The sequence below is a fragment of the Shewanella livingstonensis genome (genome assembly GCF_003855395.1).
Classification (GTDB): domain Bacteria; phylum Pseudomonadota; class Gammaproteobacteria; order Enterobacterales; family Shewanellaceae; genus Shewanella; species Shewanella livingstonensis.
In genome coordinates this window covers 4,560,405-4,573,787 of sequence record NZ_CP034015.1, presented here as the reverse complement: position 1 = coordinate 4,573,787, position 13,383 = coordinate 4,560,405, and the positions used below count along the sequence as shown (strand labels likewise).

The 13,383-nt window shown below is 38.8% G+C and carries 11 protein-coding genes and 1 pseudogene; 6 read left to right on the top strand and 6 right to left on the bottom strand.

Translation table 11 applies throughout. The annotated features are described in order from the left end of the window. Positions 1-10 precede the first annotated feature (10 nt). Positions 11-346 (bottom strand): winged helix-turn-helix transcriptional regulator, encoded by a 336-nt coding sequence (locus tag EGC82_RS19950; protein WP_124732298.1) that lies wholly within the window; start codon positions 344-346, stop codon positions 11-13. Between the two features lie 105 nt (positions 347-451). Between EGC82_RS19950 and EGC82_RS19945 the strand changes: the two genes are divergently transcribed. The 3 genes from EGC82_RS19945 to EGC82_RS19935 all read left to right on the top strand — a co-directional run bounded on the left by EGC82_RS19945 (position 452) and on the right by EGC82_RS19935 (position 3,377). Continuing rightward, positions 452-1,219 (top strand): SDR family NAD(P)-dependent oxidoreductase, encoded by a 768-nt coding sequence (locus EGC82_RS19945; RefSeq protein ID WP_124732297.1) that lies wholly within the window; start codon positions 452-454, stop codon positions 1,217-1,219. Between the two features lie 588 nt (positions 1,220-1,807). Beyond that, positions 1,808-2,332, top strand: coding sequence for a DUF3087 domain-containing protein (locus EGC82_RS19940; RefSeq protein ID WP_124732296.1), 525 nt, complete (start codon positions 1,808-1,810; stop codon positions 2,330-2,332). 34 nt (positions 2,333-2,366) lie between these two features. Beyond that, positions 2,367-3,377 carry an LLM class flavin-dependent oxidoreductase gene (locus EGC82_RS19935; RefSeq protein WP_124732295.1) on the top strand — a complete coding sequence of 337 codons (1,011 nt, stop codon included), beginning with the start codon at positions 2,367-2,369 and terminating at the stop codon, positions 3,375-3,377. A gap of 152 nt (positions 3,378-3,529) precedes the next feature. On the opposite strand, the gene ohr is transcribed toward EGC82_RS19935, so the two are convergent. Beyond that, positions 3,530-3,952: an organic hydroperoxide reductase Ohr gene (gene ohr, locus EGC82_RS19930; RefSeq protein WP_124732294.1), complete on the bottom strand. Its 423-nt coding sequence runs from the start codon at positions 3,950-3,952 to the stop codon at positions 3,530-3,532. Between the two features lie 391 nt (positions 3,953-4,343). Here ohr and EGC82_RS19925 point away from each other — a divergent pair, with 391 nt between their 5' ends. Further along, entirely contained in the window at positions 4,344-6,101 is a 1,758-nt protein-coding gene (locus tag EGC82_RS19925; protein WP_124732293.1) for an alkaline phosphatase D family protein, read from the top strand. An 83-nt stretch (positions 6,102-6,184) separates the two neighbouring features. Here EGC82_RS19925 and EGC82_RS19920 read toward each other — a convergent pair whose 3' ends face one another. The 4 genes and pseudogenes from EGC82_RS19920 to EGC82_RS19905 all read right to left on the bottom strand — a co-directional run. Then, positions 6,185-7,192, bottom strand: a complete 1,008-nt coding sequence (locus EGC82_RS19920) for a class I SAM-dependent rRNA methyltransferase (protein WP_124732292.1) — start codon at positions 7,190-7,192, stop codon at positions 6,185-6,187. Positions 7,193-7,283: 91 nt separating this feature from the next. Next, the gene (locus EGC82_RS19915) at positions 7,284-7,676 is read right to left on the bottom strand and encodes a DUF3859 domain-containing protein (protein WP_124732291.1); all 393 of its coding nucleotides are present in this window, start codon (positions 7,674-7,676) and stop codon (positions 7,284-7,286) included. A gap of 12 nt (positions 7,677-7,688) precedes the next feature. Next, positions 7,689-8,141, bottom strand: a complete 453-nt coding sequence (gene aroQ / locus EGC82_RS19910) for a type II 3-dehydroquinate dehydratase (protein ID WP_124732290.1) — start codon at positions 8,139-8,141, stop codon at positions 7,689-7,691. A gap of 156 nt (positions 8,142-8,297) precedes the next feature. Further along, positions 8,298-8,498 (bottom strand): annotated as a pseudogene (locus EGC82_RS19905) (alternative ribosome rescue aminoacyl-tRNA hydrolase ArfB); the annotation flags it as partial. A gap of 140 nt (positions 8,499-8,638) precedes the next feature. Between EGC82_RS19905 and EGC82_RS19900 the strand changes: the two are divergent. Both EGC82_RS19900 and EGC82_RS19895 read left to right on the top strand, forming a co-directional pair. After that, a complete protein-coding gene (locus tag EGC82_RS19900) occupies positions 8,639-10,990 on the top strand; it encodes a hypothetical protein (RefSeq protein WP_124732289.1) in 2,352 nt (783 codons plus the stop codon). Then, a complete protein-coding gene (locus tag EGC82_RS19895) occupies positions 10,981-13,374 on the top strand; it encodes an integrase (RefSeq protein WP_124732288.1) in 2,394 nt (797 codons plus the stop codon). Before EGC82_RS19900 ends, EGC82_RS19895 begins: the two co-directional genes overlap by 10 nt. Positions 13,375-13,383 lie beyond the last annotated feature (9 nt).

The following is a 13,383-nucleotide window of genomic DNA, read 5'->3' as shown; positions in this document are numbered from 1 at the left end:
AGTCTTGGGGCTAAGCATCAATTTCATGTTGCAGCTTTTCTATATCATCTAAAATCCGCATAAACTTCTGCCCAAACTCGGTCACTTGGTATTCTACTCTAGGAGGGATTTCAGGGTAGTTGATCTTATTTAAAATACCGAATTCGATGTTTTTCTTTAGGCATTGATTCAAGACTTTAGTGCTGAGGCCTTCCACCGATTTAACCATTTCACCGGGACGATTAATGTTATTGGCCAATAATTGATACACAGTTAATGACCATTTGCAGCCGTAAATAGTTTCGACCATACGGGCGCTTTTTTCTGGCGCTGATTTACGTGCAAATAATTTTTCTTTTGTATTCATCAATATGTACCTAAAAGTACCTATGTCACCGATTTGTACTTACTATTCAATCGGATAGTTTATCCATAAGCTTAGCACACTTACTCTTACATTAGGTGTGCATACATGACGAATTTAACTTCAGCAACAGCGCTAATTATTGGTGGCAGCAGCGGTATTGGTTTTGAAACAGCCAAGCAATTGGTCTCTCAAGGTATTGAGACCATTATTGTTGGTAACAAAGCCGATAAGCTCAATGCCGCAGTGGCACAACTGTCATTATTGGGAAGTGTCAGTGGGTTTCAAGCGAACTTATACGACAGCCAAGACTTAGCGCGTTTGCTCAAGATGATCGACTCAACTGATAATAAGATCGCTCATTTAGTCAATGCCGCGGGTTACTTTAATCCTAAGCCGTTTTTAGAGCATCAAGTGAGTGATTACGATATTTATATGGAACTGAATAAAGCGATTTTTGTTATTTCGCAAGCGGTTGCTAGAAACATGATTAAACATGGTGGTGGCAGCATAGTCAATATTGGTTCTATGTGGGCTAAACAAGCCATTAAAGCCACGCCCTCAAGTGCCTACTCTATGGCTAAAGCGGGTTTACATGCGTTAACGCAACACATGGCAATGGAGCTGGCAGATAATAACATTCGGGTTAATGCAGTATCGCCAGCGGTGGTGAGCACACCTATTTACGAAGCCTTTATTGAACCTCAAGATATGGCTGTTGTACTTGAAAGCTTTAATGCATTTCATCCTATCGGCAGAGTGGGTAACCCGACCGATATTGCCAATAGCATAGTCTTTTTGTTATCAGAGCAAGCATCTTGGGTTACTGGCGCAGTATGGGATGTTGATGGTGGCGTAATGGCCGGTCGTAACTAATTTGCAGTTTTAAAGCTTGATGCTACAAAAGCGATAGCCTTAGGATTAGTATTCATCGTCTGGCTATTGGTCCGGTCATTCAAAAGGATATTCGATATCTAACGGTTAATGTGTATTGATCCGCTAGTGCACAGCTTTTAGTATTTATTTTGGTGTTTGTTAGCCTGGGGTTATCTTGTTCGCCTAGGCTAGGGCCTGTTGATCTTTCAAGGTTATTTTTGCAGCGAATTGTTGGCCATTACTCACATTTACAACTGCGCGGCAGAGACTTTGAGGTGTAGTTATTCTACATAAAAAGTCGATAACACAGTAAAAATGGCCAACAAACGCTGCCCGAAGGGTTCGGCTAAAAACGTTTTACTCTTTGTTGAATACATTTTGCTTAGATGACTAGGCATCAATCCATTCGCCTCGATTAAAACGTTTTTAACTCGAACAAAATTCAACCAGCAAAGATCAACAGGCCCTAGCATCGCTCATATTTTTGCGGCCATTAGATTAAATCACACTTAATAAGCGTTAATATTTCATTCTATAAATAGCCCTGACACGTTAAGCTATACACAAATAAGTGACGTGAGTAGTGTGATGAAGTTAGTTAACATAGATAAAGTCCAATACCGTTCGGTTAACAATCAAGTACAAATAGGCTTAGTAGCAGCACTGGCTATTTTGTCTTTGGTGTTTGGCCAACTAATGATCCATTTTTTTGGGGTTAAATCGCTTGCAGGTGTTGAGTCGACTGGTAATTTCCATTTAAACTTTACCGGCTTCATGTTAGCGATAATGACGTGTATCTTTTTTATACGCAACTTACGTCAAAAACCAACGTTTTATGAAGTCTATTATGTGTGGCAACTCAAGCAATTACAGAACAAAATTTATCGTAAGCTCAAATCAGTCCAACAAGCCGCCAAAGACAATAACCGCGATGCATTAGTCATACTGAGCTTTTATTATCAAAGCTTAGCGTTAGTTTATAATTTAGATAACAACACCTTAACCATGTCAAACGTCAACAATGAGCTAGCTAAGTTACAACAGTGCATTGATGCCGCAGGGTTTACCATTGATGTTGATGAGTTTACTCCCGAGATGCTACAAGCCTTTTAGTACCCTCAATTCTTAGCTTAAATAAGGAGCCATGATGTCAATATTGGCTGATATTCCTTTTTCATTACTTGAACTTGCACCAATGCGTGCAGATTCCACTGTGTCTAACACCTTACAAGACAGTTTGCGTTATGCTCAATACGCCGAGCGCCTTGGGGTTAACCGTTTTTGGTTAGCTGAACACCATAATATGCCGGGCATTATTTGTTCTGCTACCTCTATTTTAATGGGTTTTATTGCCGGTGGCACAGAGCGTATTCGTGTTGGTGCTGGTGGGATTATGCTACCAAACCATCCACCCTTGGTGGTGGCAGAGCAGTTCGGTACATTGGCGAGTTTATATCCTGGGCGAATTGATTTAGGTTTGGGCCGTGCACCAGGTAGCGATCCTGTGACGAGTTTAGCGCTTAATCGTGATAACCAACGGGCAGAACACTTTCCTGATGAAGTGGGCGAGTTACAGTCGTTACTTGGCCCACGGGAACAACGTCAAAACAGCAACTATAAAGCGGTACGAGCAATCCCTGGTGAAGACACTAATGTACCTATTTGGTTATTAGGTTCGAGTTTATTCAGTGCACAATTAGCCGCAGAACGTGGCTTGCCTTATGTGTTTGCAGGTCATTTTGCACCACGTTTTCTGTTTGAAGCTGTCGCACTTTATCGTCGTGAATTTACCCCTTCAGCAGTATTGGATAAACCGTATGTGATGGTCGGCTTACCTTTAGTTGCCGCGCCTACCGATGAAGAAGCAGAGCTGCTTAGCACGACCTCGAAACAACGCATTTTAGCGTTAATTCGTGGTCAAGAAATGTGGCTTAAACCGCCAGTCTACAGCATGGATGGTTTATGGACTCAGCAAGAGAAAAGTTATGTTGATAGCTTTCTAAGCTTGTCGATTTGTGGCGGTCCCGCAACGATTAAACATCGCTTAGAGGTGTTTGTAGAGCAGCTCGGTGTTGATGAAATTATGTTTACCAATGACTTGTATGATAACGAACATCGTTTACGCGCGTTAGATATTTTAATGAGCGTGAAGCAATAGCACAACAGCGTCAACGGTTTGCTAAACCGTGACTTTGCTGATAACAACAAGAAGTATAAAAAAACCAAGACTCACATCTTGGTTTTTTATTATCTATTAGCACTCAAATATTAACACCTCAGTATTAGCAACGAAGTGTCAGCGCGATAGCATTAAATGGCTTGACCATTTACAGTCAATTTCACATCAATATTGCCACGTACAGCGTTTGAGTATGGGCAAACTTGGTGAGCTGTTTTAACTAACTGTTCAGCTTCTGCTTGGTCGAGTTCTAGTTCAACAGCCAGTGCCACTGTTAATGCAAAACCACCATTATCATTTGCGCCGATACCAACAGTAGCGGTAGTAGGAGCGGATTTGATGGCCACTTTAGTTTGGCCAGCTACGTGCAGAATTGCGTTAGAAAAACACGCGGCATAACCTGCAGCAAATAACTGTTCTGGGTTAGTAAATTCACCACTGCCACCCATTTCTTTTGGGTAACTTAACTGCAAATCAACTTTTTTGTCGTCGGTAGAAACTTGACCATTACGGCCTGCTAGTGCTGTAGCTGAAGTTGTGTATAACGCTTTCATAATAGACCTCATAAAGTATGTTAAAGATATTGTTGTACAAAATTTGTCGATTGCTTTGGCTCATATCGATATTTTATTAATGTGACCAACTGATGATCTTATCAGATGAATAACGATATTAGGTTGTGCGCAATCTAATTGTGTTTACTATAACTCTAGCTTTTAGCTTTTGCAACTACATTGTGTGCAATTTAATTTCTGTTGTATTTACTTCGTATCATTCAATTACCGCGCTCCGTATGTGCACCTTGATATTAATATGATTAGCTTGTCATACTTTTGTCACCTATCTGTCATCCTTTGCTTTCACAATAGCCGCTCATTAGACCTCTTAGGCAGTGTTAAAACATTGCTATACAAAAATAGCTAACGATAAAAATAAGGATAGCCTATGAAACGGTTTGTGAATCGTCGTGATTTTCTGGCAATGTCAGCCAAGGGTGTAGGCGCGGTAGTGGTGTCGTATGGATTAATGGGTTGCAGTAGTGATGATGATGCAGTGTCAGGGCAGTTTCTTCAAGGCGTTGCCAGCGGTGATCCTGCAACCGATGCGGTGATTTTATGGACCCGTGTGACGCCCGATATTGCCACTAAGATTACCGTCTCATGGGAAGTCGCTACCGACAGTGACTTTACGCAACTCGTTACTAACGGCCAAATGACGACAACTAAAGAGCGTGACTATACCGTTAAAGTCGACGCTGTTGGGCTGGAAGCGGGTCAGCAGTATTTTTATCGTTTTAAAGCGGGTAATACGGTATCGGAAGTGGGGCAAACACGCACATTACCCGAAGGTAGCGTGGCGTCTGTTAAGTTAGCGGTAATGTCATGTGCAAATTTTCCAGCGGGTTACTTTAATGTGTATGAAATGGCTGCGCAGCAAAATGATTTAGACGCTGTAGTGCATTTAGGTGATTACTTATATGAATATGCCCGTGGTGAATACGCCAGTGAACATGCTGCAGAACTTGGGCGTGAAGTGTTGCCAGCCGGTGAATTATTTTTATTAGACGACTACCGCACCCGTTACAGCCAATATCGTAGTGATGCGAGCTTACAAAAGCTACATGCCAAAGTACCGTTTATTACGGTGTGGGACGACCATGAGGTGGCTAATGATACCTGGAAAGACGGTGCTGAGAATCATAACGACGGCGAAGGAGATTTTGATCAACGCAAACAAGCTGCCTTGCAAGCTTACTTTGAATGGTTACCCATTCGACCATGGAGTGAAGGTAATCATGAGGAAATCTACAGAAGCTTTAATTTCGGTAATTTGGTTGATTTGCACATGCTCGATACTCGGGTATTGGCTCGCGATAAGCAGTTAGAATATAGCCAATATATTGATACCACAGGGGCATTTAACAGCGCTACATTTTTAACTGATGTCACCGATACTAACCGCACCCTGCTAGGCCAGACCCAACTATTGTGGTTACAACAAACCTTATTGCAGTCTACAGCCAAGTGGCAAGTATTAGGTCAACAGGTGTTAATGGGCAAAATGTTAATGCCAGCGGCCATTGCTACTCAACAAATGAGTATTCCGCAGTTTGCTGAGTTAGCCGGGCTTGCGCAATTAGCGGGTCGGGCACAAGCGAGCGATCCGACGTTAACCGCCCAAGAGTTAACGTATTTGCAAGCTAACCAAGCTAGATTAACCCCTGAGGTGATTGCACTACTGCAGCTACCTTCAATTCCATACAACTTAGATGCTTGGGACGGTTATGCCTACGAGCGTGAAGTTATTTATGCGACCGCTAAATCGTTAAATCACAACTTAGTTGTTATTGCTGGCGACACTCACAATGCATGGGCTAATGATTTAACCGACAGTGGCGGCGATATCGTGGGTGTAGAATTTGCCACCAGTTCGGTGTCATCACCTGGGCTTGAGTATTACTTAGGCTTATCCGATACAGAAATGCCAGCTACAGAGGCTGCGATCGTGGGTTTGATCGCCGATCTTAAATACGCCAATTTAAAGGATCGCGGCTACTTATTACTGACATTTACTGAAAATGAAGTGCGCAGTGATTGGCAATACGTCGATACGATTTTAGATAAGACATTTGTTCAATTAGATGCTCGTGGTTACAGTGCTAGCAGCGTAGCGGGTAACCCTAAAGTGACAGCAGTACCGTAATATTCTCATTCAAGCCACATGATAAATAACATTCAGCCACCGTTACGGTGGCTGAATGTTATCTATAAATCAGATAACGAGAATTAATTAATGGTTAATGCAACAATTTTTAATGGATGATTGTCATCAAATGCAGGGAAGTCTGGGTGACAGTTTAACCACTGGCTATTAGTAACTGTACGGCCTTGTTTTTCAACACAACGCACTAGGCTGTCGTACCATGTTTGGCGATCTACTTTGGCAACATTATTACAGCATACTATGGTGCCACCGATTTTAGTCGCCAATAGTGCTGGTTTAAATAAGCCTTGGTAATCATTAACCAGATCGACAATACCAAAAGCACTTTTAGCAAACCGTGGCGGATCTAAAAACACTAAATCAAATTGGGTTGCGCGCAGTTTAGGGTATTTTGGCAGTTTTTGATTACGACGTCCGCCGATAGGTAAACCTGCTAATTGGCGCAATGCCGGAAAGGCATCACTTTGGACAAATTCACACACATCAGTGACATTATTTAACTCGGCATTTTTTTGACCAGCGGCCAATGCAAATGATGAAAAATCAACATTCATTACTCGACGCGCGCCGCCCATTGCCGCTGCAATACCAACCCCACAGGTATATGAAAACAGGTTTAACACTGTTTTACCTTGGCTATTGTTGCGAACAAATTCGCGACCAATACGCATATCTAAAAACAACAGCGGGTCTTGACCTTCATGACGTAATTTTGAGGTGAACGCGATGCCATTTTCATGGATGACTTGTTCTGATTGCGAGTAGTCTTGGGCTTCATTTTCGGCGTGATTAGCCACTCGAGAATGGCTGCCAGAGCGATCGTTATAAACGATATGATAGTCCGCGTGCGCAGTCAGTAGGCTTGATATGTCTTCAAGTTGTTGCGCCGTTAAGGTTTGGTGAAATGTTTGAATCAGCCATGCATCGCCGTAACGGTCAATGTTAAGGCCATTTTCACCTTCAACGGTACCGTGAAAAACCCGATAACAATCAGTATTATCTTTGGTAGCTTGCTCAAAAAAAGTGGCACGCTTGGCTAAAGCATCGGCTAAAACAGCTTGAATGGACATGAGGGCTCATTAAATGGTGTGGCTATTGGCGCGGATTATAGCAAACATTTTAACTTAGTGAAGTTGCAGTACAGACGATTAGGCGTCGCCATTAATCTGGTAGATGCACCTTAAAGGTTTTGTCGGCAATTAATTTGCCATTTAAGGTCAGTGTCATCCGCCAGTTACCGACCTTATTATTGATTGGTGCCCAGATGCAATCACCCAGATAAAAGCGCCAATCATTTTCTTTGATAAATATCTCACCATCAAACGGTGGGCTAACATTACCGTCGTCATCGGTAATGTCAGGGTGGTAAATACAATAAGTGAGTACTTGGTTTTTAGCCTTTTTGATGCGGGTAATAAAGCCAAACTCAGTATCGATAACCGCGGGTACATGTATCGTTGCCTGCAACAAACGGGGCAAGTCATCGCTTTGATTGTCCCATTGGCTGAATATGCCACTGTAAATAATGCTCACGTCCGCTTTTAACTTACTCAAGCAATATCCTTATTAACGTTGGTGTTGATCATTTAAGTGTTTAATTGCCGCTTGCAGAGCAAAGTCATAACCTTGTGCGCCTAAGCCACAAATCACTCCTAGGGCTTTATCCGAAAAGTACGAATGGTGCCTAAAAGGTTCGCGGGCATGTACGTTAGATAAATGCACTTCTATAAACGGAATTGCTACCCCAAGTATGGCATCACGCAAAGCAACACTGGTGTGCGTAAAGGCTGCTGGATTGATAATAATAAATTGAGCGTCGGTAGCATGAATTGCATCAATCAATTGATACTCAGCATTAGACTGAACATGTTCAAGTTGAACCTCTGCTTTGGTTGCACTTTTGCTTAACTCCTCAACAATAGTTGTGAGCGTTTGGTGACCATAATGTCCAGGTTCGCGACGGCCGAGTAGATTTAGATTCGGGCCGTTGATCAATAAAATTTTTGGTATTTGGCTCATGATGATTCCTGTAAAAAACGCAAAGTAAGTCGATTTAAGCTGTAGCACAAAGGTGTTCAACAAACATTCTTACCGAAGTCGGTTATTAGGTAAACCAAAAAATATTCAACTAGAGTAATACCTTAATCGTTAAGCTATCACAGGGTCACTTTTGTACTAATAATCAGATTTATTTTGGCGCATCGCTTTAGTGGCACCACGTTGTTTTTTGGTTTCAATGCGTCGCTTTTGGCTGCCTTTTGTTGCTCTAGTAGGGATACGTGCTTTTTGCACAATGCCTACCCCTTTTACCAGTTCAATAAACTGTTCTAATGCTGTTTGACGATTAAAATCTTGGCTGCGAGACTGTTGACTTTTCCCAGAATCTTAATATTTATCAAACTACAATAAATTAAATTAAAACAGTAAGCTAGACTTAGTTTTTTCTTCTATGAAAGTTGACAACTGTCAATTGTGAACTAGTCTTTATTCTGTTATCAATTTTTTTAGGTGTCACTATGCTACCCAAGCAGCTTACTTTTTTCCCGAAGCTTAAGAATGTTTTGTCTAGTGATTATCGAGATGAATTGAACAAAATCGTTTCCTTGACAGTTAAGAAAAGCGAAATCGGCCAATTTATAAATGTATATTCAAGTTTTATTGATATTTGTATTTACACATTAGATTCTCAATATAATGCACTCGATATTAAAAATAGTGAAGTGAAAATAAATGCTCATTTATCTCTATTAATTGGATTTATTTACACTGAGTTTGAATGCTCAGCCATGACTCATTACAAATATTGTTACAACTTTAAAAAAATATTCAGTAAATTTTCTCACGATAATAATATGATTTTGAATATTATAAACATTTCCGATACTAGACTGTCGGAGGATGTAAAAGATAAAATAATTTTATATAAATCCCTGAATATCAACGCCTCTCTAATTAAATATTATTCTGGTTGGTCATGTGAGGACAAATTAGGTAATTCATACATGATACATCTTGCTACTTTTTATGATACATATGGTGAGGAATTTGCTACTAAAATTCATATGTTAATCTGTAATTATGCAAAAAAGCATAAGTCAGCAACAATTCGGACAAAGTTATATACGCTAGTTAGCCTGCTTAACGAGTTTACAGAACATTGTAAAACAAAAGATATTTTAGAATATTCATTTAAAGCTGAAAACTCAGCAGATTTCATGGAGAATGTTTTAAACTCAATGTTTTTCAAATCACTGATGAAAAATAATGATCCTAAAATATTTATAAAGAGGTGGAAGAGTGCGATAAGGATTTTTTCTGATTGCTTTATTGATACAGGTTATATTGATGAGCCATTGAAACCCTTTTTAGCGCCTGAGTTTAAAGAGCCAAAAACAAGTGAGCACAGTATTTTCATTGGTGGTGATTTGAGTGAAAAAGAAAACGAACGATGGCTTGTTGATATTCCGTTAGAAATTAAAGATGACGAGGCGCTAAGTTTGATTCATCAACGCCTTGATCGAGATCTCGAACACATCCGCATAGTATGTAATAAGAGATTTGAGGATATAAATTATCGCTTGCAACGAAACATAAAGTTCCGCGAAACAGGAAAAATAAAGCCTCATCCAAGTAATGTTACAATCAAAAATGTTATACCAATGGGTATCGATTATTTAGACAACACCGTTGCTACTTTTTATCATTATGGTTTTGGTGTGGGTGCTAGAACTACGACTTATTTGGGCTTCGACGCTCAAGGAGATACTTTACTAGAAGAATTGTGTCTACCTACATCTCAATCCTTATTATTTTTAGCCTTACTCTTAATCATTGAACATCCAAAAATAACACCCAGTTGGCTTCAAGAATGGGAGTTGTTCGATAGAAATGGAAACCAAGTAGGATTGAAACAGGCTGGGAATCATTGGATAGCTGTTAGCTTTAAAAACCGAAAAGGTGCAGTAAATGCACAGCAAGAAGTAGTTTTAACTGACTATTCTAAGTCTATCGTTGATGTACTTATTGAGCATACTAGATTTGCAAGAGAGTCATTGCAGATAAATGGTGGTAGTGATTGGCGCTTTGTCATGTTAACTGCAAATCTACAAGTCGCAAGTCGTTCAAAAAACATAGGAAAACTATTAACAGAATCAAACAGGTCTAGGCAAATATTTTATGTAGATTCATATAACGAGGATAGGCAACTAATTTTAATTAAATCTGAAGCAAAAAAACTATCACCGATTGTTACTCTTCGTAGTATTCGAAAGGCAAGAGCTTTACAAACTTACCTTGAAACACAATCTATTAATGCGGTTGCAGAGGTCTTAGGGCATAAAGAAGTGCGTTCGGAACTTATAGAAATCTATTTACCACAATCTCTGATGAATTACTTTAATAAGCGATGGGTTCGCCAATTTCAAAACGCTATTATTTTTAAATCGTTAAAGGATTCACCATATTTGTTTGATGCTTTGGATTTTAATGAGGTATCGCTAGAGGTTTTTCTAAAAAATCATAACTTAGGAGAATTGCCTATTTATCTCGAACGGGCTAGTTCTAATACTTGTAATAATAAAGAATACATCAATAATCTGGATGAGTTAGTGTTTACGCTGAGTACACCTTTATTTCAAGTTCTTTTGGCTATTCAACACATAATTGATAATGCCACCCAAGAAGATGTATTTAAACCAGTAATTAAAAAATGGTACCAATCAGCCGATTTTATTCTGAAACATTTCCTATTGAGTCAAGATTCTGAGAAATATAGAAGACCACCAAAAGAGGCTATTCCTCTTTATGAGTTAGCGCTCAATAATCCGCTAGATTTAGTTCTATTTAAAGAGAGTATATTATGTCGATAAAATTAATTGAAAGTATCGTAAATAAATCTAAAACACTCTCGGCATTTACAAGTGATGAGTTAAGGGGGTTATATAAATTTTCTGTAGAAAATAGTGATTTTAGAGCTTTAAAAGTTGCAGTGAATAATGTCACTGGGATTTATGACTATAATGAGCTAAAGCCATATTGGTTGCTGAATGATTTTTCCGCATCTAAGTGGTATATAGAAATAAAAGATAATGGTATTATTTATAAAAGAACAATAGATTGGGACGCAGTGACTTTAAATGATAATTTAAAGCTGACAGATCCACGTCACAGTCGGCTGCTAAATGCATTTAAATACTGGATTACTGCCACTGATAATCCTCGAGAAAATGCTGGAAAATTCAAAAAAGGTGTATCGGTAAATATAAGCATTCTATTAATCATTGCGATTATTAATAGCATTCTAATTCATGGTGAAGCTATACAACTTACAGAACAACATTTGTCTGGATTATCTGCTGATTTTCTTATGGCTTTAATGGTTAAGTACGGCGAAAATGGCACCTTAAATGGTCTATATGATTATACAAATAAAGTTCGTAAGTTTTTGTTAGAAAAAATATCCTGTATTAGTGCCGATGAAGCTGAGTCATTTGCGAAAAAGTATCCATATATCACTCGTTCATTACTTCCTGAGGAGAAAGTTCTAGATTTTTCAGTTATTGATAGAGTAAAAGCATGTTGTTGGCTAAACAAGAATAGCTATTACCAAAGAGAAGTTCACTTAGAAAAACTAGGCCAAATAATGCAAATTCACCTGCAAGGCAATGCGAGTATCCTTCATTCTTTTATATATGATAGTCAAATTATTCCAGTATCCAATAAAGGTGTTTCAAATTTTGATGAATTAAAACTTGTAGATATAGATGGAGTAAAAGAGTTCAAAGCCATTCCTTGTGTAGAGGAGTCAGAGTTGATGGGGGAAAACTCGATGAGGAGTACTCTTGGTGCACTCAAACTCTTGAATACTGTACAAGGGAGATATGATGTAAGCCAATTTCCACCACAAGTATTGAATGCAATAACATTTTCAAGAATAAGTGAACATATAAAACTAAAAAGAAAAGGGCGATATATAACATTACCGCCTCAATTGGTCTTTAATTTAATCGAGAGTTGTTTTGAATTCTGTCATAAATACCAAGATTCAATTCTAAATTCAGTATTTTCCTTACTCACTGAAAGAATAATCAAAAGCTCCGGAAAAAACTCTAATAAGAATTACTTTTATGGAAAAGGTCCAAATTATATTCATAATACTCCTTCTACTGAGCGTGGTGCATGGGTAATCACGGATGCTATAAAGTTAATTGATAACAAGCTAATAAAAATTGGAGTTAAAAGGTTATCCATACCATACAGCGAAGACGGAGTGTTTAAAAAAAGACGTAATAACGAAAGTTTTTTTGCTCTCTATGATGTACTAATAGGCTCAATTCAGATACTCACAGGTGCAATAATGGCAAAGCGCATTGATGAGTTGTTGACCCTAAAAAGTAATGGGAATTTGTACCCTAATATTGATCCATCGAGTGCAATAGGGGAAAAGACTGACTACGAACTAATCTCCTATTTAAAAAAATCAGGTAACGGAGGAAAGCATGGAATGAACGCAAAGATTAAACGCCCAATCCCTCGCTCATTCGCTCAAATAATATGGAAGTTAGAGCAATTTAATCAAGTTATCTCAAGAGCTGGCTTAAATAAGTCTAAGTTATCTTTATTTAATAATCTCAGCCCAAGAGAACTTGTTATAGATAAGATTAATAAGCGCTCATTCTATATGCATGTGGATGCAGTGTGTGATTATTTTGAAACCCCATTAGTGACATTTGAGAATGGTGAACAACGTCGTTATTACATTAGACAACACCAGCTTCGTCGTTTCTTTACTATGGTATTTTTTTGGTCAAAAAGCTTTGATGGTTTGGATACTTTGCGTTGGATGCTTGGGCACACAGACGTGCAACATCTTTACAATTATATTACTGAAAGTGAAACTGGTGCGGTATTAAATGGCGTAAAAGCGTCTTACATTATTGATGTTATAGAAAAAAATAAACTTGATTACATACAACAGTTAGCCGATGTAATTGCAGAGTATTATGGTGTTGACAGCGCAAATGTTTCGCTATCAACCATTGCTGATGCTGCCAGTGATTACGGAGATACTAATGACTACAAAACTATTCCGCACATTGAGCAATTAAAGCAACAAGAAAGACTTGAGTCTCAGATACTTGAGCTTTTAGACGAGGGTGTTATCTCCTTAGAACCAGAGTTTTTCACTATCGAACATGAGGGTCATAAAATAAATGACTTTACATTAATACTTCGAGTAAACAAATTAGATTAAGGTTTAACA

Excerpts from the sequence above, each read along its gene's own strand:
- EGC82_RS19945 (WP_124732297.1), top strand. The coding sequence starts at position 452 with ATGACGAATTTAACTTCAGCAACAGCGCTAATTATTGGTGGCAGCAGC.
- EGC82_RS19935 (WP_124732295.1), top strand. The coding sequence starts at position 2,367 with ATGTCAATATTGGCTGATATTCCTTTTTCATTACTTGAACTTGCACCA.
- ohr (WP_124732294.1), bottom strand. The coding sequence starts at position 3,952 with ATGAAAGCGTTATACACAACTTCAGCTACAGCACTAGCAGGCCGTAAT.
- EGC82_RS19920 (WP_124732292.1), bottom strand. The coding sequence starts at position 7,192 with ATGTCCATTCAAGCTGTTTTAGCCGATGCTTTAGCCAAGCGTGCCACT.
- EGC82_RS19895 (WP_124732288.1), top strand. The coding sequence starts at position 10,981 with ATGTCGATAAAATTAATTGAAAGTATCGTAAATAAATCTAAAACACTC.
- EGC82_RS19925 (WP_124732293.1), top strand. The coding sequence starts at position 4,344 with ATGAAACGGTTTGTGAATCGTCGTGATTTTCTGGCAATGTCAGCCAAG.
- EGC82_RS19950 (WP_124732298.1), bottom strand. The coding sequence starts at position 346 with ATGAATACAAAAGAAAAATTATTTGCACGTAAATCAGCGCCAGAAAAA.
- EGC82_RS19900 (WP_124732289.1), top strand. The coding sequence starts at position 8,639 with ATGCTACCCAAGCAGCTTACTTTTTTCCCGAAGCTTAAGAATGTTTTG.
- aroQ (WP_124732290.1), bottom strand. The coding sequence starts at position 8,141 with ATGAGCCAAATACCAAAAATTTTATTGATCAACGGCCCGAATCTAAAT.
- EGC82_RS19940 (WP_124732296.1), top strand. The coding sequence starts at position 1,808 with ATGAAGTTAGTTAACATAGATAAAGTCCAATACCGTTCGGTTAACAAT.